The following is a 20,339-nucleotide window of genomic DNA, read 5'->3' as shown; positions in this document are numbered from 1 at the left end:
CTGTATACGCGTAGGTCGAGAGACGATCACTCCTCGAACTTCTTGGCTCTTTTTATCCTCCTTTTTGAACAAGCATTATTAGACGTATATTTTCTGTTAATATATAGAAAAATGTTACAATTACTTTCTTTTACATATTAACATTATTTCGTTATTTAACCTGACTATTTTAGAATTTTTTCAATTAAAATTCAGATAATTGCGAGGATAATAATATTTTTTTTATAAAAGAATATTTAGTATAATGATTTTCGTTCATAAAAAGTGGGTATAAAAAAGTGTACCTTTTTTTGCTCATGTAAGGAGATATTTTGAATGGAGGACACTTTGTGACAAAAAGAAATTTTTATTTTGATAATGCAAAATTTATTTTGATAGCGTTTGTCGTATTCGGCCATCTTTTAAACAGTTATATTCAAGGTAGCGAGGAAATATATGCGCTCTATAAAACCATTTATTCCTTCCATATGCCAGCTTTTATTTTAGTTTCTGGTTTTTTCGCAAAAGGATTTTACCAAAAAGGATATATTTCTAAAATTACAAAGAAGCTAATTATTCCCTACCTAATTTTCCAAGTCATCTATTCGATTTTTTATTTTTTTCTATATGACAAAACTACTTTAAATGTAGATCTCCTCAATCCACATTGGTCACTTTGGTTTTTAATTAGCTTATTTTTCTGGAATATCATGTTACTTGGCTTTGCAAAATTGAAGCCATTAACTGGAATTGCAGTTGCATTTGGCATTACACTGCTCGTAGGCTATGTAGACATAGTCACTAATTTCTTAAGTTTATCAAGGACTTTTGTATTTTTCCCTCTGTTCCTTATCGGGTACCATCTGAAGAAAGAGCAATTGGTCAAGCTGTTCAATCCAAAAATTCGTTTAGGAGCAGCAATGATTATGGTTATTGTATTTATTGGTTTTTATTTATACCCAGACATTAACTATAAATGGCTTCTTGGATCTAAGCCATATTCCGAATTAGAAGCAGCGAGTATCATTTCGATGTTCAAAAGGTTTGGATTCTATGGTCTAAGCTTGCTCATGGTCTTTAGTTTTCTTTCTTTAATTCCTCGAGAAAGACACTTCTTCACCAAATGGGGAGAGCAAACACTGTATGTATATTTACTTCATGGCTTTATTATACGTATCTTTAGAGAAAGCAATATAAAAGGTTTCTTTACAGATCCAGAAAATTATATAATGCTTGCGGGAATTTCCTTCTTACTAACCATTCTTTTATCAAGCAAGTTCGTAACATCACTTGCACAACCAATCATTGAAGTACAAACAACACAATTTGTAAACTTAATCAAGAAATTTTCTCTGTACCTCAAACTCTATAAAAAGCGCTGGCAGGATCAATAAAAAGAAATCCGACCTTACTTCCAAAGATTTAACCCCTAGTCTACATAAGACTAGGGGATTGCTTTAACTTATCTATTTATCATCGTCAAATTTTCATTTGTTACTTCTTTTTGTTCTTTTTTGAAGCGAGAACGTCATAAATTTTTGCTGCGTTCATATCACTTGTAAATTCCGTGCCGAATTCTTCTCGAATTTGGTATTTAGGAAGTGGGTTTTCGCTTTTTTTGGCCTTTTGCTTATTCATGTGTTTTCCCTTTTCTTCCTTGTTTTGAATTGCGATTTGCACCTTTCATTACATTTTCATCCATTGCAAACTCATTTGCATATTCATTCTCCGCTTGATTTCGTTTTGGCGTCTTGCTCGTTTTCACAGCACCATCTACATTTGCTTTTCGTTTCATTTTTCATCCACCATCCTTGTTCAAACTACCTTGCTTGTTAGGATGGGGTAATTACTTTCTATTTTATTCAGATTTCAGCAATCCTGAATACAGAAAAATAAAGAGGCCGAAAATGCAACAAACGCACGATGCAACTAATAGCATCCGTAATTCTACATGTATTCCATCTTCATCCTTTCAAACCATTATTGATGTACTTTCCCAAAACAAATCATTAATAAAAACAAGTGATTATCCCATAATATTAGTACAGTGGTTAACCACCACTGAAAAAAAGTTAGGGGCGATTACAAATGGCAAACAACAGTAATAATTTATTAGTACCGGGAATTGAACAAGCACTTGACCAAATCAAATATGAAATCGCACAAGAATTCGGAGTGCAATTAGGTGCAGAATCAACATCACGTTCAAATGGGTCTGTCGGTGGAGAAATCACCAAACGACTTGTTCAACAAGCTCAATCTCAATTACAAGGAAGATAATTATAACCAAAAACTGAATATCTAATGGATTTAAAAGACAATCACATGCATTGTAGCATGAGTTAAACAAAGGATGATTCTAAGATAGCAATTTCTCTAAAAGCACGATAGGGGGAGTTGTTACTAGAGTCATCCTCTTTCTATTTACTATGTTTACCCATTTTCGTTATACCCAAAAATGAATTCTGGAAAAACTGAAATAAATCATTATAAACTAACTATTACAAAAAACAATAAATGCGAAAAGGATTATGTATGTTTATTAGCGAATGTTAAAGGGTATGTAATAATGTTTTGAATAGAATACACATCAACATTTATTAGCAAGTAGTGGTAATATCATGATATGATATTATCATTCTTCTTGATTTTCCGTTATCAAATAATCGGTTAACAAACAGATAGCTTAAACGTATCAGAGGTGAACACACAATTGAAAAGAATATTAAAAGCTTATGATTATCCCACCTTCATCGCCATTGTGTTACTCTGCTTATTCGGTTTGGTCATGGTATACAGCTCGAGCATGATTGCAGCAGTAGCAAGATGGGATTACGACATCGATCATTTTTATCAAAATCAAAAAAAAGCGATGCTACTATCTTTCTGCGCTATGTTTTTTATGATGATCTTTCCTTACAAATTTTTTCAGAATAAAAAATTCTTAATGATTATGATGTTCGGAATTACTGGATTACTACTCTTTACTTTTTCATATGGACATACAGCTGGAAATGCTCAAAGTTGGCTTAAAATTGGCGGACTTTCTATCCAGCCTGGTGAATTTTCTAAACTGGCCTTAATTATTTACTTAGCAGCCATTTATGGAAAAAGACAGGACAGAATCAATAATATGGACAAAGCCGTTATGCCACCGATTATTTTTCTTGTAACAATCTGTTTACTTATCGGAATACAGCCTGACTACGGAACTGCAGCCATTGTATTCTTAATTTCTGCATCCATCATCATTTCATCAGGAATGACCTTTAAAGGGCTAGTGAAGTTATCCACCGTTTTTCTAATGGTCGCTTGCGTAGCCATTGCCGCATTTTTTGTTACTGGTAATATTTCAAAGATTTTTTCTGCTAATAAAGTCGCCCGTTTCACAGGTTTTTCAGATCCTTTTCATGCAGGGGACTCTGGTCTTCAATTAGCAAACTCATTACTTGCAATTGGCAACGGAGGCTTAACGGGAGTTGGATTGGGAGAAAGTACCCAAAAATATGGCTATTTACCTGAAAGTCATACCGACTTTATCATGGCCATTATTGCAGAAGAGCTCGGCTTTCTTGGAGTGGCTTTCGTATTGCTTACTTTAGGGTTTATTGTATTAAGGGGACTCATTCTTTCTGCTAAATGCGACGATCCGTTTGGTAGCCTTCTACTTATTGGAATTTCCTCAATGATAGGGATTCAAGTTTTTATTAATGTTGGTGGCGTTACCGGCCTCATCCCAATTACTGGAATAACATTACCGTTTGTTAGTTATGGCGGATCATCACTCTTACTATTGATGACTTCTATTGGGATGTATCAAAATATTATTATGCGTATGAATCTTAAGTCACAGAAAGAAGCAGAGCAGCCTATCAGTAAACAGGACTTCGTATCCAATAATTAATTCAATCTATCTACACAAAAAAACGCTGTTAGAACTCTAACAGCGTTTTTTTGTGTAGATAGATTATTTGAAGTGCAATCCGATTTTTGTCCAACCGCTAAGCAAACTTAACAAGGGACAAAGAATACAGAATAAAGCAAATGGTGCATATTCAACGGTCGAAACGCCAAGTACTTGGGTTAGAAATACTCCACAAACCCCCCAAGGAACAAGCGGATTTACTACAGTACCTGAATCCTCTAACACTCTCGCCAATGACTTTGCTTTCAATCCCATTTTCTCATATTCCTGATCAAACGTTTTCCCTGGTAAAAGAATCGATAAATACTGTTCACCCGCGAGAAAGTTCACGCCAACTCCAGTCAAAACTGTAGCAGTTACTAAGCGTCCAACATTCGTCAATGTTTTCTTAACGGCTTCTAAAATAGCAGGGATAATACCTAGTTCAAAAAGTAAGCCGCCCATCCCAAGTGCCAGAATCACAAGTGAAATGGAAAACATCATACTCGTAATTCCTCCTCTTGAGACAATCGAATCAAGTTGTTCTACTCCACTATTTAAAGAAAATCCTGAGTATAAAATATCAGCTATTCCTGTTAAAGTCACATCTGGTGAGGTAAAAAACGTAATAATAATTGCCGTAATAATCCCTGCGGATAATGTAGGTATTGCGGAAACCTTTTTCATTGCTAGTCCACCAACAATAATGAATGGCAATAAGCTCCATAGACTGATTGTCGTGTGTGTAGATAATGCGGATACCATTTCATCCATTTCTTTAGCACCCACAACTTTTTTGTTTGGAGAAAGAATAAAAAACAATACCAAACTAATCAAAAATGCTGGAATGGTTGTCCATAACATATTTCGAATATGCTCAAACAATGGAACTCCTACTGTTTCAGATGCGAGATTGGTTGTATCGGATAACGGAGACATTTTATCACCAAAGAATGCTCCAGAAATAATTGCACCTGCCGTAATTGCCAATGAAAAGTCAAGCGCAGTTGCCATCCCGATAAATGCGACACCTACAGTAGCAGAAGTTGTTAACGAGCTACCAATACATAAGCCAATTAATGAAGTTGATAAAAAAACAATTGCAAAAAAAGAGCCACCTGAAATATATTCAAATCCATAAAACATAAGGGTCGGAATGGTCCCACTTGCCATCCAGCTCGAAATTAACATCCCAATAAAAAAGAAAATGTAAATCGCACCTAAACCAGGAGCTGCCCCATTTATCATAGCCTTTTCAATGATTGAGAAGGTTAGCCCTTTCATTCTTCCATAAATAATTAGAACAAGCATGGCACCAAGTATCGGTATATGAGGCGTCATTTCATAATGAATAATTCCAATTCCAATTATAGCCAATGAGATGGCAAGGATGACCAGCGCTTCTCCCACTGACAGCTTTAACTTCACATTCTTTACTTCCACCTGTTTTCCCCACTTTCATGTTGTAAAAACGACTTAGTTGCAAATGTAGAGAATTATCTATCTCTTTCACTTAAACGCTTTTAAGCGATAAAGCATAAAGATAAATTTAAGCCAATACGCCGGATTTGTCAATCTTTTTTTATCTATCAAGATTATGATACGCTACGTTACAACTTTCCTTTCATCAATTTCATATGTGAACAATTCGGAAGTAATAAAAAAATGAGGTTGTCCCAAAGGATCTGACCTCACACTCGATACACCGTTTATTGTGTCATATTAACGATATAAAGGAGATGTGGGTCTAACCCTTTCATTATGGGACAGCCTCATTTTTTATTCACTCATATCCATTGGATTATATAACTTTACATCAGGGTTTTTGTCTTGGAACCAGCGCAGAGCGAAATCATTTTCGAAAAGGAACGCATATTTATCGTAACGATCTTTCACAAGGATACTACGTGTGCTATGAAGATTTTCATCAATCTTTTCATCCTCTACCCAACGAGTAATCTTGCTGCCCATTCTCTCCATAATAACGTCGACGTTGTATTCATTGCGCATCCGGTGTTCAAATACTTCGAATTGTAACTGGCCTACTGCCCCTAACAAATACTCTTCCATACGTATAGTTTTGAACAACTGAATCGCACCTTCTTGTACGAGCTGATTAATCCCTTTATGGAAATGCTTTTGTTTCATTACGTTTTTAGCGGTTACTCTCATAAATAATTCTGGAGTGAATTGTGGTAAACGATCAAATTGATACATTTCCTTGCTCGTTGTAATCGTATCACCAATTTGATAATTCCCCGTATCATAAAGTCCGATAATATCACCACTCACTGCCTCATTTACCGTATTACGATCATCAGCTAAAAATTGAGTGGATGATGACAGATTAATCGGTTTTCCTGTTCTACTAAGAAATACGCTCATCCCACGTTCAAACTTGCCGGAACATATGCGTAAAAACGCAATGCGATCACGATGCTTAGGATTCATATTCGCTTGGATTTTAAAGATAAAGCCAGAAAAATCCTCGTTTATTGGTTGAATTTCGCCTACTGTCGTATTTCGTGACTGTGGTGCAGGAGCAAATTGTAAGTATGCATCTAAGAAGGTTTGCACGCCAAAGGTCGTCAATGCACTGCCGAAAAAGACTGGACTAAGCGTTCCTGCTAGTATATTTTCTTCCGAGAACTGGTTACCTGCTTCAGAAAGCAGCATGATTTCTTCAAGCGTTTGCTCATATAAAGGTGAATCCTTTAATTCATGATCAACTGCCAATTCTCCTTCATCATTCAAAGGAAGATACCGATCTTTTTCATCACTTTTGAATTGCTCAATTCGATTATTAAACCGGTCATAGACACCGACAAATTCTTTTCCCATTCCAATCGGCCAATTCATTGGATACGTCTCTATTCCCAATACTTCTTCTAGTTCAGCAAGTAGCTCAAGCGGCATTTTTCCTTGACGGTCCATTTTATTAATAAACGTAAAAATCGGAATCCCGCGCATCCGGCATACCTTGAACAGCTTGATCGTTTGGTCTTCAATCCCTTTGGCTGAATCCACAATCATCACAGCACTATCGACAGCCATAAGTGTACGGTATGTGTCTTCACTGAAATCTTGGTGACCTGGTGTATCTAATATATTCACACGAAAATCATCATAATCAAATTGCATGACAGATGAAGTGACTGAAATTCCACGTTGCTTCTCAATCTCCATCCAATCACTTGTCGCATACTTACCTGTTTTCCTTGCTTTAACAGTTCCTGCATCGCGGATGGCACCGCCAAATAAAAGCAGTTTTTCCGTTAAGGTTGTTTTCCCAGCATCCGGGTGGGAGATAATAGCAAAGGTTCTTCTTGTTTGAACCTCATCGTTTAATGTAGTCATATGTTTATTCCCTTCTATCCTATATAAGTGGAGTGTCCACCATCAAGTAAACTAACGCCCATCTTTTCTTATTCATCACACACGAAAATGAAGATCTTATTCGGCAGTGTCTTCTTCATTTTTACCAATAGATATAGTTCATGTACGATGTTCATTCATTCTACACTTTAGAAATATATCATATCTGCTTCTTTTTTGGCTATACCTTAAGATGAGTTGCACATTAGAATAACACAAACGACTTCATCAACCTTTGGCATAGCATAAGATAAGGTATAAGACTGCTTTCGCTAGACATCAAATATTATTGAAGAAACTTATACATTTTTATCTTTTTATAAAAAGCGAAAACGGCTTTAAGGAACTTCAACAAGCAAGTGGGAGAAGGCGGTTTGCTACCTGTTTGCATAGTGAAAAGCGTATGAAATCACAGTTTCACACAATTGAACCAAAATACGTTTAAACAACCATATTGTTTCACACAGCTTTCATTTTAAAAATAGTCACCTTAGTTTGGCACCTATCGCTTTTGTTGTTTTGCTTGTTGTTTCTTTTGCCAATATTTTTTTGCTTCTTTTATCAACAAAGGAGCAACTAATACGGCAACACGTTTTAACATCTTTCTCTTCATATTCTAGAACCCCTCTTCCAAATTAATCGTTAATAAATCACTACTCTCTATCCTTCTGTTTAACCTGAGATGGAAAACTTAAACATACTTGCCTTAGTTATGTATGTTTTAACAGCTGATTATTCATGTATACAGGTATAAGAAATCATTTTTTAGGATACGATAAAAAATGTCATTTTGATGAAGGTTAGTGATTGAGGATTAAAATAATATGGATTATAATTTGGGTAGATAATATTTAGAAAAGTGAAACGAATTCATATATTAGCAAGCATCCACAACTAGTGGAATTTTGCTAATATATGAATGGCTTATTTTAACTAATAAGCTTTATCATATATTAATATTTGCTTAATTTTTAGGAGGATTTATCGAATGACAGTTACAGGTAAAGTGAAATGGTTTAATGGTGAAAAAGGATTTGGATTTATTGAAGTAGAAGGCGGCGACGACGTGTTCGTACATTTCTCTGCAATCCAAGGAGATGGTTTCAAAACTCTTGACGAAGGTCAAGACGTCGAATTCGAAATTGAAGAAGGCAACCGCGGACCTCAAGCTAAAAATGTTGTAAAACTATAATCTACCTAAATGGGTGAAGATGCTGCCACTTGGCTGCATCTTTTTTATTGAAACGTTATAACTCCGGATTCGGTGTAAATAAAATGGATGAAACAGATCGATTCATCCATTTTTTCACACTATCATTCAGCAATCATTTCTATCATTTAAATTGAAGTGATCCTTCAAACGATCTGGCAGTTCAACAATGGTTTGAGTAAGCACATCAAGCTTTGCTTCAAATCGATGAAGCAAATATAACGTGACGATAATTGGAAAGCCAACGTCACTGACAAATGTTAGAAGTTCGTTCATCTCGTTCACCTCCTTTCACTCTCGTTATACCTCCAAACTTTGAAAAAGTAGCAGCATATTATAAATTATGTACCACCGATATACGATTAGGTCATAATCAAGAAGGAGGATATGATGAGCTTAGAATTTCGAAGAGAGGGAGTCTTCATGGTTTTGCATATTATAAATACATGAGAGCCAGGCTTTTTGAACAGCATTTAATATTACATAGAGTTCTTAGAAAGTGAGGTAACCGAATGAAATCAATCTTTCTTTTATTTCACAGTTGGTTTAACAGGAAAAAACAGCCACTTCTACCCTCCACATATGGTTCTTTCAAGATCGGTCATCGTGGTGCTTGTGGGCATCGCCCTGAAAACACAATAGCTTCATTTAAAAAAGCTTTAGAATATCAAGTTGACTTCATTGAAATTGATATTCAAATGAGTTTTGATGGAAAGATTGTTGTCTTTCACGATTCAACCTTGGAAAGAACAACAAATGGAAAGGGAAGAGTTCGGGATTTCACATATGAAGAGTTGGCTAAATTAGACGCTGGTGGCTGGTATGACGAGCGTTTTAAAGGAGAGAGAATTCCCTTATTAAGCACTGCATTGGATGAAATTTTACCCTTTTCTGGAATTTTAATCGAAATAAAACATCCCGAACACTACCCTGAAATTGAATTGGTATTAGCTCATGAGCTTAAGAACAGATTACAAGTAAGCTTTGCGTCTCCAAAAGTGATGGTTCAATCTTTCAATATTACTTCAATTAAGAAGTTCCACGAGCTTCTACCTGAAGTCCCAGTCGGAATCCTAATCAAACATACTCCAAAAGGAATATCAAACAAAGCTTTACGGAATTATTCACAATTTGCTTCATTTATCAACCCCAAAAGAACAATGATGAACGAAAAGCTAAAACAAAGAATACAAGCATGTGGAATGATGGCATTTACTTGGACTGTCAATAACCAAAAGCAGATCCACTCATTTGAGAAAATGAAGCTTGATGGAATCGCGACTGATTTCCCTGAATATTTCAGTTTAAATGAAAAGAATAACGGGCCTATTACTTGATTTTCCTTAATATGAGCAATTCCCAATTCTCTATAAACAATAGAGGCATTAAAAGTATCTTAACGAATACTTCTAATACCTCCTCTTTGTTCATGTACAGTTAAATTAAATCGTGTGCTCCTTTAATAGCATTGGAATGAACGAATTTGATCCGCGTCTACACCAAAGTAAACCCACCGCTGCAAGTTTCTTCTCCAGCGGTAACCTGCAACAGAATATCTGCCAACATATGTCGGATAAAACCAAAAGCCTCTGCCACTTTCTAGCCAAATATAGGTATTTCGGTACAAACAACCTCTTAAACTACCTGGATCCACAGCTTTCAAAAGCCCACCACTTAATTGCGGAACAAATAGTGGAGGTGCCGCTGTTGGCGGTCCATCATGATGATCCTGGCCATGCCCCCCATGTGGTGGTGGACCAGGATATTGACCATGGCCCCCTCCTTGTGGTGGACCGGGATACGGACCATGGCCTCCTCCTGGTGGTGGGCCAGGATACTGACCATGGCCTCCTCCTGGTGGTGGACCGGGATACGGACCATGGCCTCCTCCTGGTGGTGGACCTGGATACTGACCATGCCCTCCTCCTAGTGGTGGTGGACCAGGGTACTGACCATAGCCTCCTCCTGGTAGCGGTGGGCCAGCAGGGTACTGACCCTGACCTCCTCCTGGTAGTGGTAGGCCAGGGTACTGACTATACCCACCTTCTTGTGGTGACTGATTTGGATACCTAAATCCTTCACCGAATACAGGCTGATTTAAATCTTCCCACTGATGACTTGGCAATTGCCCTGGATCATTCATTGCCTGTCTAGCTATCACGTCGTCATACTCTCCATAATTATCATATTCATTAAAGTAAGGATCATTGTTTTGTTCATTAACATACTGATTTCCTTCAAGATTAAAACCGGAATTTAGGTTGAACGGATTCATTTACCTTCACCTCGAATGTACTTTATCATTACCCTTTACACTATGTGGGCATATAACCTATCGTACCTTGTTTCATTCCTATTTTCCCTTTAAAATGGTGGTAGAGTTACAGCTTGTTAAAATGGAATAAAACAATTCCTCAGGAAACATTATATCCACAATTTCCGTTAGGAGGAACCTTCTCCCTTTCTTAAAACACTTGTATATTTAATATAATTTGTTATAGTGTACGTAGAGCTTTTAACTAGAAAATGAGGGATTTCTATGTGGGAATTATTGCTTGACTTTGATTATCAAACCGTACTAAACCCAATGATGGCTGGATATATTCTCACCCTCTTTATTCCTGTTGCAGCCGTTTACTTTATTCATAGAAATGACTTCTTAACCCAAGGAAAAGGGCAGGATGCACATCAAATCATGCAACTGAAGCATGCATATATATCTGCAGAGTTTTTCGAACGCAGAGGAATTCAGCAATTTTTTATAGCGATTCGTAGAAAAGAATCTCCTGATGACTCAGATGAACCAGCTTCCCTTCTCGTTGTTTAGATTGATTAAACAAACCGAGGAGGAAATATATTGAAGAAAAATATAATCGTAATTGTTTCAATGCTTTCACTTTTGTTAACTGGTTGCCAAGCCACTTCTGGATCAAGTGATGGTTTTTTTCATACATTCCTGATTAATCCATTGATTTGGCTCCTTGAATTCAACGCTCACCTATTCCATGGTAATTATGGATTAAGCATCATCTTAGCGACGCTACTGATTCGTATTCTCATTCTTCCTTTAACAATGAAGCAATACAAAACACAGCTTAAGATGAAAGGTAAAATGGACAATTTAAAGCCTGAAATGGCAGCCATTCAAGAAAAAATCAAACACACAAAAGATCCAGTAAAAAAACAAGAACTTCAAAAAGAAATGATGGCATTGTACCAAAAACATGGAGTCAACCCTTTAAATATGGGCTGCCTGCCAATGTTAATTCAAATGCCAATTTTGATGGGCTTTTATTATGCCATTAAAGCTTCACACGAAATTGCTACACATAGCTTCCTATGGTATAACCTAGGACAGGCAGATATGATCATGGCTGTAATTGCGGGTGTAATTTATTACCTACAATTCAAAGTTTCTCTGAAACAAATGCCTACTGAGCAACAAGCGAGCATGAAATTCATGGGCTTACTTTCACCCGTTATGATTCTCTTTGTTTCATTTTCAGCTCCTGCGGCTTTGCCTCTCTATTGGTCAGTTGGAGGATTATTCATGATTGTCCAAACGTACACATTACAAAAATTATACAAACGTGAACCGAAACAAGAAGTACTTACTTCTCCTGAAACGTTAAATGAATCATGACATGAGCATGTTATTTTAAGACAACCTCTTGTTATTTGGCCATCGATAAAACCCCGACTTTCTCTAAGTCGGGGTTTTATCATATAGTTTAGTTAAGAGTTGGTTTGGCGATTTTCGAAAAGAATGCCGTTACATAATCAAAGTCGGTATAAAAAAACAACAAGAGGTCACCAGGCTTTGAAAGTTCCCACGCTTCACGGTATGCATCAGGTTCTTTCGGAACAATAAGTACATTTTTCTTACTCATATGCTTGTTGATTGCAGTTTCTTTCATTATTTTAGCAACTTCCAATGGCTCTCTTCCACGTAAGTTATCATCTTCCTTCAACATTAGGATATCTGAATGCTTACTTAGTAACTCTGCCATTTTTCTTAGATCTTCATCTTTCCGATCACCTGGGCCAGCAATCACAGACACGACCCTCCGTTTAGCGAAGTTTTTAACGGTATCAAATATCGCAGCGAGGCCACTTACATTATGTGCATAGTCAATTATTATTTTTCTCCCATTTAATTCTCTTATATTAAATCGCCCCTTTGAAAGTTCACTATCAGGATAAAAACATAACGCTCTTTCTCGTAACTGATCCATCGTGACGCCTTGTGAATAAGCAGCAGCTAATGCTTGGAGCAGATTTGCTAGATTATGTTTTGCCGTACCATTAATTGTAATTGGAATATCGCTTCCTAACAGAAAACGTTCTTTTTTCCCCTCGCACGCATATATAATCCAACCAGAATCATTGACATACCAAACTACCGCCCCTTCTTGTAGCGCTTCTTTTACAAGACCATTTTGCTCAGTAAGTGATGTATAAATAATTTTCCCTTTACTATGTGAACTCATCTTAGCAACATTCGAATCTTCAGCATTTAATATGCAATACCCTGACTCATGAACAACCTCAGCAATTAACCGTTTCAACTTGACCAATTGTTCAAACGTAACGATTCCATCGCTTCCTAAATGATCTTCAGCCACATTTGTGATGATGCCTACATCACAATGCCTAAAGGCAAGTCCCTCTCGCAAAATACCACCTCGCGCAGTTTCAAGGACCGCATAATCAACATTCGGATTTGCTAACACTTTTCTCGCACTTATCGGTCCGCTGCAATCCCCTTCATCTATACATTGACCACCAATGTATACGCCATCAGAATTTGCCATTCCCACTTTTCTTCCTACTTCAGACAAAAAATGAGACACGAGCCTTGCAGTTGTCGTTTTACCATTCGTACCGGTTATCGCGATAATCGGGATAGCTGCTTCTGTTCTATCTTTAAATAGATAATTCACAATGGCTGCTCCAACATCTCGCTTTTTCCCTTCACTCGGAAAATGATGCATTCTTATTCCAGGTGCTGCATTGACTTCAATAATAGCCAGTTCCTCTCTGTTAAAAGACTTTGAGATGTCTGGGCAAATCACATCAATTCCTGCGATATCCAGATTAATTGCTTTAGCTGCTGACACCGCTATGTCTTTTATTGTGGCGTGTACTTGATCTGTTACATCAATTGCTTTCCCTCCTGTTGACAAATTTGCATTCCCAACAACTTGAATAATGTCACCCTTTTCTGGAATAGATTGCAGCGACAGATTCATTTTTTCTAAATAACAGCTAACAGAATGATCTAATGGGATCTTTGTCATTGGTTTTTCATGATCGTCGCCTCTAAGCGGATTCTTATTCTCCAATTCAATAAGCTCTTGTATTGTGTCGGTGCCATTTCCTATAATATATGGGGGAATTCTCATGCTTGCCGCAACAAGTTGACCATTCACCACAAGAAGACGATAATCACTTCCTTGGTAATAGCGCTCAATAATATATGACTCTCCCTCTGTCTCAAGACAATTGACAATATTAAACAACTGTTCACGATTCTTAATATTCGTCATCACCCCTTGACCTTGTCGCCCTTTCAGTGGTTTAAGGACAAGCGGATAGCCGATTAAATCCGCTTTAAGGAAGATTTCCTCAAGTGTAGAGGCAACCATCCCAATTGGCACTGGCAGACCACAATTTGTTAAAATATCCTTGGTCATTTGTTTATCACAGGAGTGTTCAACAGCCAAATTTGATGTTTGACTCGTAATCGTTGCTTGAACAAACTTTTGCCTAGAACCGGTACCAAGTCTTAATAAACTATCATCGCCTATATGTTGCACAGGAATCTCCGCTTTTAAAGCTGCTTGATAAATAGCTTCGGTACTTGGTCCTAATTTATTTGCATAGTAGAGCTCCTCAATTTCAGCCACATACGATTCAATTTTTACAGGTTTTGATTCGGAGAGGATGCTCTCTACGATTTTTACTGCAGAATTAAATGCACAAAGACCTGATTTTTCCTCTTTATAACTATACGTAACATAATAGATACCTGGATTTTCCCCTGCAATCGTTTTCCCGCGTTTTACTTCAATTCCTGCTAAATTTTGTAGTTCTATAGCTATATGTTCCAAAATATGCCCCATCCAAGTACCTCGCTTAAGACGATCAAAGAAACCACCAGTATAGCCAGGTGAACAAGTATGGGAAAGAAGTGAAGGCATCGATGCCATTAACGCTTCATTAAACCCTGGTATGATATCAGAAGGTTGGTATTCCAATTCTTCAATATCCAACTCGATAAGCAAGGTAGGCGAATATGAAAAATAATTGGGCCCCTTTAAATATCTGACTCGATTAATTTTCATTTCATTTTCTCCTTTTTTATAAGTTGTCTTTTTATTAAATCAAAGCGATATCCTTTAGTAAGTGTATGAAGTGTAAAGTTTGCAATCGTTAATTCCTCACTGCCATTTTCTGAAGCAATGATTTCTACAAAATCACTATTTCTACCATCAATGACTAATACCTGATGCTCCCCAAACACTTTAAACTGATCGTTTTTCACAAGAATAGCTGTATTTTCATCTATCCCAATCCCGATAACTTCCCTATTTTCTGCAATGGCACTAAGCAAGCGATCGAATCTACCTCTTTGCGAAAAATGCTGGTCAATGATGAACTTGTCAAGGAACCCAAATCCCACTCCGAGCTCAACCTTCAATTTATCATCTTCAAGTTTCGTATCCGCAGCAACAATCATTTGATGTGCCATAATGGATGCACCAGCGCTCGTTCCACCTAGAATCAACCCATCTCTCCAAGTGTCCATTAATGCTTCATGAAGAACGGTCCCTCTAATGATGTCTGCCAGTCGGCTTTGATCTCCACCTGTAATAAATACAGCCGCAAGTGATTCTATTCGTGTCCGAATTTCAGGAGAATCAGCTTCTTCCCTACTTGTAATGGACAATATATCAAGATCTTTAACGTCCAATTGATGAAAGGTGCGAATATAGTCTTCACACACCTCTTCTGGAATCTCACTTGCTGTTGGGATAATACCAATTGCTCCTGATCTTCTTCTTGCCAAATCAACAAACAGATTTAATACTTCTCCTTGTGGACACTTTTTTTCAGCTCCACCTATTATTAATAACTCACCAACACTCATGGATTTTGATCACCTTTATAGAATAATTTGTTTTCCAAATACCCATCATCTACTTCTTTTGAAAAAATCATACCTATTTATTATGATTTTTCGCATGAAAAATATGCATGTAGAATCAGAGGTTTGATAAATTTATTGGTTTGGAATTTGATTAATGAGGAAGAATACGTGTGAAAAGGCTGCAAGAACTGGGAAATTTGGTATGATTGCTGCGAAAATTAGAACAGAGGTGGAGACAGCTTTGGTTGAAGGAAAAAATGTAAGATATGACTCGAAAATTAATAAAAATAGAATCAGTTACAAAGGGTTATGTATGATAGTGGTTTCTATTCTATCATTAACAGCGTTTAGCACAGAGAGTACTGCAATCATCAATAGGGATCATAAAAAACTAATTGAAACACATGAAGATACGGCAAAATCACCAAATATGGTTACAAACCGTTTTCCGACAGTTACAACTAATTCCAAACCCGCTATCAGGAATGGGCATTTGAATTACGGGATGTCGACTGATACCCCTTTTACAGGTATTCTAAACTATTCATTATATACTGGTAATCCAGATTCTTTAATTTTACAATTTTTTGATGAAAGTTTATTACAATCAGATGAGAACTATTCATTTAATAATGAAGGTGCTGCAACATATGAAATGTCTAAAGATAATAAAACAATAACATTAACCATTAGAGACCATGTAAAGTGGCATGATGGAACACCTGTCACAGGGGCAGATTTAGAATATGCATTCCATGTAATCGGTAGTCCTGACTATACAGGTGTCAGATACGATAAACAAATGCAAATGGTTGAAGGTATGGAAGAATACCATACCGGAACCGTAGATAACATTTCTGGTATTAAAGTAGATGGACAAAAAATCTCCATTACTTATAAAGAAGCGAATCCATCCTTACTTACAGGTGGGGTTTGGACATATCCGATGCATAAAGAATATTTGAAAGATGTAGCCATTACTGACTTGGAAGCTTCTGATAAAATCCGACAAACACCAATTGGTTTTGGACCATTTAAAGTAAAAAAAATTATTCCCGGTGAAGCAGTCGAGTTTGTTGCAAATGATGACTATTGGCAAGGAAAACCTCAACTTAGAAGTGTTACACTTAAAGTGGTTAACCCTGATTTAGCAGTAAAAGCTGTTGAAACAGGCGAATTAGATATCGTTGAAATTTCAGCTGAGCAATATGACCAAGCTAAAAATTTGAAAAATATCGAAACGCTCGGTTATGTTGGATTTGCTTATTCGTATATTGGCTTTAAATTAGGGCACTTTGATGCGGCTACGAAAACCACGAAAATGGACAATCCGAAAATGGCTAACATAAAACTTCGTCAAGCAATGGCCTATGCGATAGATAATAAATCTGTCGGAGAAAAAATTTATAAGGGGCTTCGTTTCCCAGCCAACACTGTTATTCCAGCGGTTTCTCACTATCATAACTCCAATATTAAAGGATACTCTCTGAATCAGGAAAAATCTAAACAACTATTGGATGATGCCGGTTATATTGATACAGATGGCGATGGGATACGGGAAGATTTAGAAGGAAATAAATTCACGATTCATTTTGCTTCTATGAATGGAGATTCGAATTCAGAGCTACTTACACAATATTACATTCAGCAATGGGGAGATATTGGTTTAGATGTTCAACTCGTTGATGGACGCCTTCAAGAGTTTAACTCATTTTACGATATGGTAGAATTGGATGATCCAAAAATCGACATTTATCAAGCAGCATGGCAAGTTGGTTCTGATCCAGATCCATCAGGGATCTGGGATAAGAACTCAGATTATAACTATACACGTTGGGTGAATGATCAGAGTCAAGAATTACTCACAAATGGGCTGTCGCCTGAAGCATTCGATGAGAAATACCGTAAAGATGTTTATAATGAATGGCAGCAACTTGTTCATGATGAAGTTCCGGTTATCCCTACTTTATTCCGTTATAATTTAGTAGCTGCAAATCTACGGATAAAAGAATTTGATTTCAAAAATACAGATTGGTCTAAAGTTGCTGTAACTGCTGAAGATGCTGTAAGATAAAGTGAATCTTCCATCAGTGGGGGTTTATTTCATCCCCCACTGATGGTTAGCTGAACCCATCGGGGATTTACAGGCTGTTTATCCCCCACCGATTTTTTCTTGATTCTCCCATAAAAATTGAGGTGGAGGTATTACAGCCTGTTAAACCGAGATAAAGGGATGAACTAACATGGTTGTCGTAAAAGCAAAGCGTCAGACTCTTATGAGACATCCCCGTTTTTGATACATAGGTTACCATTTCGAACTTATGGAAATTACATTGAAGAATAAACGCATCAATTTCTCATTGAACGAGTAGAAAAACGGTATTAGTGCGTGTTTAAAAGGGAGGATAAAAAGAGTCGAGAAGTTTGGAGTAGCCATCGTTTCTAGAACCGGAGAGACAGAGCTTTGATGCAATTCGCAAGCTTTTTTATCGGACTTTTTGAACAACCTCTATAATAGTGAGATGTAAAGAAAGGAGATTTTTATCATGGTCAAGACAATAAATAATAAAGAAATTGTACAATACATAAAGGATCTCGTTTCAATTCCTAGTCCTTCAGGTTATACAGAAGCAGCAATCTCATATGTAGAAAAGTTCATGAAAAACAGGAACATTACCTATACTATTTCAAACAAAGGTGCCTTGATCGCAACAATCAAGGGAGATAATGATAGTAAGCATCGTCTATTAACTGCACATGTAGATACACTTGGAGCAATGGTGAAAGAAATTAAGAGTAGTGGGCGTCTGAGCCTGAGCATGATTGGTGGATTTCGCTGGAATTCTGTCGAAGGAGAATATTGTAAAATTCACACAGCAGATGGAAAAGTCATTACAGGTACAATCTTAATCAATCAAACATCTGTTCATGTGTACAAAAATGCAGGTGATGCCAAACGAGACGAAACAACAATCGAGGTGCGAATTGATGAAGTCGTCAAGACGAAAGCTGAAACAGAAGCCATTGGAATCTCAGTCGGTGATTTCGTGTCATTTGAACCACGTGTAGAAGAAACAGAAAGCGGCTTTTTGAAATCTAGGCACTTAGATGATAAAGCAAGCGTTGGCATCCTATTACATTTGATTGATATCATTCAAAAAGAAAAAATTACCCTTCCCTTTACAACTCATTTCCTCATTTCAAATAATGAAGAGATTGGGTATGGTGGAAATTCCAATATCACGCCTGAAACAGTTGAATATATTGCTGTTGATATGGGCGCAATTGGTGACGGTCAGACAACGGATGAATACAGCGTTTCAATTTGTGCCAAGGATTCTTCAGGTCCTTACCATTACAAACTTCGTCAGCATCTAATTGAGTTGGCAAAGAATAATAATGTGGATTATCGGGTTGATATTTACCCTTATTACGGTTCCGATGCATCTGCGGCAGTTCGTGCGGGCTTCGATATTGCTCATGGATTAATAGGTCCTGGCATCGATGCATCACACGCATTTGAAAGAACGCACATATCCTCATTAACACATACTGCGATATTGATTTATCATTATTTACAATCAGAATTAATCTAAAGAGAACTGTAAATAACAAATCTTCACCTATAATAGAGCCGTGGAAGTTGTCTACGGCCTTTTTTCAAAAAATATCTATACCTAATCGATACTTTTTGGTAGGGTTTGAAAGATGATGTGTAAAAGAAATCTCTATTAATACATCATCCTATGCTTCGTTCCTTCGAGTTCTTATCAAAATCTCATCGGAGACAATAGCCATTTTCTTTAATTAAAATACCCACGTATTTCATCCTCTTCTTTGCCTAGCGTCAGCTGCACGTTTTAAGGCTTGTCCAATAAAATTTATACTTAACATTAGTACTAAAATCATCGCTGCAGCAGGTAACCAAATCCACCATTTGTTCTCAAGAACATCTGGATTGCTTGCATAACTAATAAGAGTCCCAAGACTGGGTGTGCTTTCAGGTAGCCCGAAGCCTAAAAAAGTTAATGCGGTTTCAAGGCCGATATTACCTGCTAAATTCAACGTGAAGTTAACGATAATAATAGAACTTATATTAGGTAAAATATGCGAAAGAATCGTTTTCCAATGTGGCGTTCCCAAAGTTTGAGAAGCTTGTACATACTCTAGTTCTCGCTCAGCTAATGTTTTAGAACGTATCAACCTTGCCTTCCCTGTCCATAAAAAGATTGACATAATAAAGATAAAATTAATGACGGTAAACTTCGGTACAACTGTAACAAATACAATAATCATCATCGTTGAAGGAAGTGACATGATAAAATCGATAACACGCATGATTACATGATCTACAAAACCTCCAAAATAACCCGCTATCAGCCCTGCACATAAACCTATGAACGCTGTTAAAGATGTAATACATAAACTAATTGTGAACGAGTTACTTGTACCAAAAATAAGTTGTCCTAAAACATCTCGTCCAGCATAATCCGTTCCTAGCAAATTTGTATCAGAAGGGGGAAGATAAATAGAGAAAATATCTACTCGCGCAAGCGCCTTTTGATCCATCATAAAGGATGCAATATAGACACTTACCAATAAAATAAGTAGAAAATATAAAGATCCCAAAGCAAGTCTATCTTTTTTTAATTCCCCCCATATAATCTTAAATCCTGAAGGACTCACTTCTACTGGTTGAACATTGGTCATTGATTCTA

The 20,339-nt window shown here is 36.9% G+C and carries 19 protein-coding genes; 10 read left to right on the top strand and 9 right to left on the bottom strand.

Going from position 1 to position 20,339, the window contains the following annotated elements; genetic code table 11:
* Positions 1 to 329 precede the first annotated feature (329 nt).
* Positions 330 to 1,373 carry an acyltransferase family protein gene (locus AC625_RS06375; RefSeq protein WP_049680525.1) on the top strand — a complete coding sequence of 348 codons (1,044 nt, stop codon included), beginning with the start codon at positions 330 to 332 and terminating at the stop codon, positions 1,371 to 1,373.
* Positions 1,374 to 1,473: 100 nt separating this feature from the next.
* Here the strand turns inward: AC625_RS06375 and AC625_RS26475 are convergent, their stop codons facing one another.
* Both AC625_RS26475 and AC625_RS27220 read right to left on the bottom strand, forming a co-directional pair.
* Positions 1,474 to 1,617 carry a hypothetical protein gene (locus AC625_RS26475; protein WP_156187431.1) on the bottom strand — a complete coding sequence of 48 codons (144 nt, stop codon included), beginning with the start codon at positions 1,615 to 1,617 and terminating at the stop codon, positions 1,474 to 1,476.
* Positions 1,610 to 1,774: a hypothetical protein gene (locus AC625_RS27220; protein ID WP_049680524.1), complete on the bottom strand. Its 165-nt coding sequence runs from the start codon at positions 1,772 to 1,774 to the stop codon at positions 1,610 to 1,612. Before AC625_RS27220 ends, AC625_RS26475 begins: the two co-directional genes overlap by 8 nt.
* A gap of 112 nt (positions 1,775 to 1,886) precedes the next feature.
* Here AC625_RS27220 and AC625_RS06365 point away from each other — a divergent pair, with 112 nt between their 5' ends.
* The 3 genes from AC625_RS06365 to AC625_RS06355 all read left to right on the top strand — a co-directional run bounded on the left by AC625_RS06365 (position 1,887) and on the right by AC625_RS06355 (position 3,883).
* Entirely contained in the window at positions 1,887 to 2,084 is a 198-nt protein-coding gene (locus tag AC625_RS06365; RefSeq protein WP_049680523.1) for a hypothetical protein, read from the top strand.
* Positions 2,068 to 2,259, top strand: a complete 192-nt coding sequence (locus tag AC625_RS06360) for an alpha/beta-type small acid-soluble spore protein (RefSeq protein ID WP_049680522.1) — start codon at positions 2,068 to 2,070, stop codon at positions 2,257 to 2,259. Before AC625_RS06365 ends, AC625_RS06360 begins: the two co-directional genes overlap by 17 nt.
* Before the next feature lie 433 nt (positions 2,260 to 2,692).
* Complete coding sequence (locus tag AC625_RS06355) at positions 2,693 to 3,883, top strand: FtsW/RodA/SpoVE family cell cycle protein (protein WP_049680521.1); 1,191 nt, start codon at positions 2,693 to 2,695, stop codon at positions 3,881 to 3,883.
* Between the two features lie 63 nt (positions 3,884 to 3,946).
* Here the strand turns inward: AC625_RS06355 and nhaC are convergent, their stop codons facing one another.
* Together nhaC and AC625_RS06345 are read right to left on the bottom strand one after the other, a co-directional pair.
* Positions 3,947 to 5,326 (bottom strand): Na+/H+ antiporter NhaC, encoded by a 1,380-nt coding sequence (gene nhaC / locus AC625_RS06350; RefSeq protein ID WP_049680520.1) that lies wholly within the window; start codon positions 5,324 to 5,326, stop codon positions 3,947 to 3,949.
* Positions 5,327 to 5,662: 336 nt separating this feature from the next.
* The gene (locus AC625_RS06345) at positions 5,663 to 7,240 is read right to left on the bottom strand and encodes a peptide chain release factor 3 (protein ID WP_049680519.1); all 1,578 of its coding nucleotides are present in this window, start codon (positions 7,238 to 7,240) and stop codon (positions 5,663 to 5,665) included.
* A 1,006-nt stretch (positions 7,241 to 8,246) separates the two neighbouring features.
* Between AC625_RS06345 and cspD the strand changes: the two genes are divergently transcribed.
* The gene (gene cspD, locus AC625_RS06340) at positions 8,247 to 8,450 is read left to right on the top strand and encodes a cold-shock protein CspD (protein WP_049680518.1); all 204 of its coding nucleotides are present in this window, start codon (positions 8,247 to 8,249) and stop codon (positions 8,448 to 8,450) included.
* A 126-nt stretch (positions 8,451 to 8,576) separates the two neighbouring features.
* On the opposite strand, the gene AC625_RS06335 is transcribed toward cspD, so the two are convergent.
* Entirely contained in the window at positions 8,577 to 8,744 is a 168-nt protein-coding gene (locus AC625_RS06335; protein WP_049680517.1) for a YvrJ family protein, read from the bottom strand.
* A gap of 236 nt (positions 8,745 to 8,980) precedes the next feature.
* Here AC625_RS06335 and AC625_RS06330 point away from each other — a divergent pair, with 236 nt between their 5' ends.
* Positions 8,981 to 9,805 (top strand): glycerophosphodiester phosphodiesterase, encoded by an 825-nt coding sequence (locus AC625_RS06330; protein ID WP_049680516.1) that lies wholly within the window; start codon positions 8,981 to 8,983, stop codon positions 9,803 to 9,805.
* Between the two features lie 122 nt (positions 9,806 to 9,927).
* Here the strand turns inward: AC625_RS06330 and AC625_RS27605 are convergent, their stop codons facing one another.
* Entirely contained in the window at positions 9,928 to 10,743 is an 816-nt protein-coding gene (locus tag AC625_RS27605; RefSeq protein ID WP_180320068.1) for a hypothetical protein, read from the bottom strand.
* Between the two features lie 264 nt (positions 10,744 to 11,007).
* Here AC625_RS27605 and AC625_RS06315 point away from each other — a divergent pair, with 264 nt between their 5' ends.
* Positions 11,008 to 11,295, top strand: coding sequence for a hypothetical protein (locus AC625_RS06315; protein ID WP_049680515.1), 288 nt, complete (start codon positions 11,008 to 11,010; stop codon positions 11,293 to 11,295).
* A gap of 60 nt (positions 11,296 to 11,355) precedes the next feature.
* Entirely contained in the window at positions 11,356 to 12,111 is a 756-nt protein-coding gene (gene yidC, locus AC625_RS06310; protein WP_425415479.1) for a membrane protein insertase YidC, read from the top strand.
* Between the two features lie 88 nt (positions 12,112 to 12,199).
* Here the strand turns inward: yidC and cphA are convergent, their stop codons facing one another.
* Together cphA and AC625_RS06300 are read right to left on the bottom strand one after the other, a co-directional pair.
* Positions 12,200 to 14,815: a cyanophycin synthetase gene (gene cphA, locus AC625_RS06305; protein ID WP_049680513.1), complete on the bottom strand. Its 2,616-nt coding sequence runs from the start codon at positions 14,813 to 14,815 to the stop codon at positions 12,200 to 12,202.
* Positions 14,812 to 15,621 (bottom strand): cyanophycinase, encoded by an 810-nt coding sequence (locus AC625_RS06300; RefSeq protein WP_049680512.1) that lies wholly within the window; start codon positions 15,619 to 15,621, stop codon positions 14,812 to 14,814. Before AC625_RS06300 ends, cphA begins: the two co-directional genes overlap by 4 nt.
* 277 nt (positions 15,622 to 15,898) lie before the next feature.
* Here AC625_RS06300 and opp4A point away from each other — a divergent pair, with 277 nt between their 5' ends.
* Positions 15,899 to 17,695, top strand: a complete 1,797-nt coding sequence (gene opp4A / locus AC625_RS06295) for an oligopeptide ABC transporter substrate-binding protein (RefSeq protein WP_425415478.1) — start codon at positions 15,899 to 15,901, stop codon at positions 17,693 to 17,695.
* A gap of 472 nt (positions 17,696 to 18,167) precedes the next feature.
* Entirely contained in the window at positions 18,168 to 19,217 is a 1,050-nt protein-coding gene (locus tag AC625_RS06290) for a M42 family metallopeptidase (protein ID WP_049680511.1), read from the top strand.
* A 229-nt stretch (positions 19,218 to 19,446) separates the two neighbouring features.
* On the opposite strand, the gene AC625_RS06285 is transcribed toward AC625_RS06290, so the two are convergent.
* A complete protein-coding gene (locus AC625_RS06285) occupies positions 19,447 to 20,331 on the bottom strand; it encodes an ABC transporter permease (protein ID WP_245645081.1) in 885 nt (294 codons plus the stop codon).
* Positions 20,332 to 20,339: the final 8 nt, after the last annotated feature.

This window comes from Peribacillus loiseleuriae (assembly GCF_001183985.1).
Taxonomy (GTDB): domain Bacteria; phylum Bacillota; class Bacilli; order Bacillales; family DSM-1321; genus Peribacillus; species Peribacillus loiseleuriae.
This window is presented reverse-complemented; position numbering and strand designations above follow the sequence as displayed.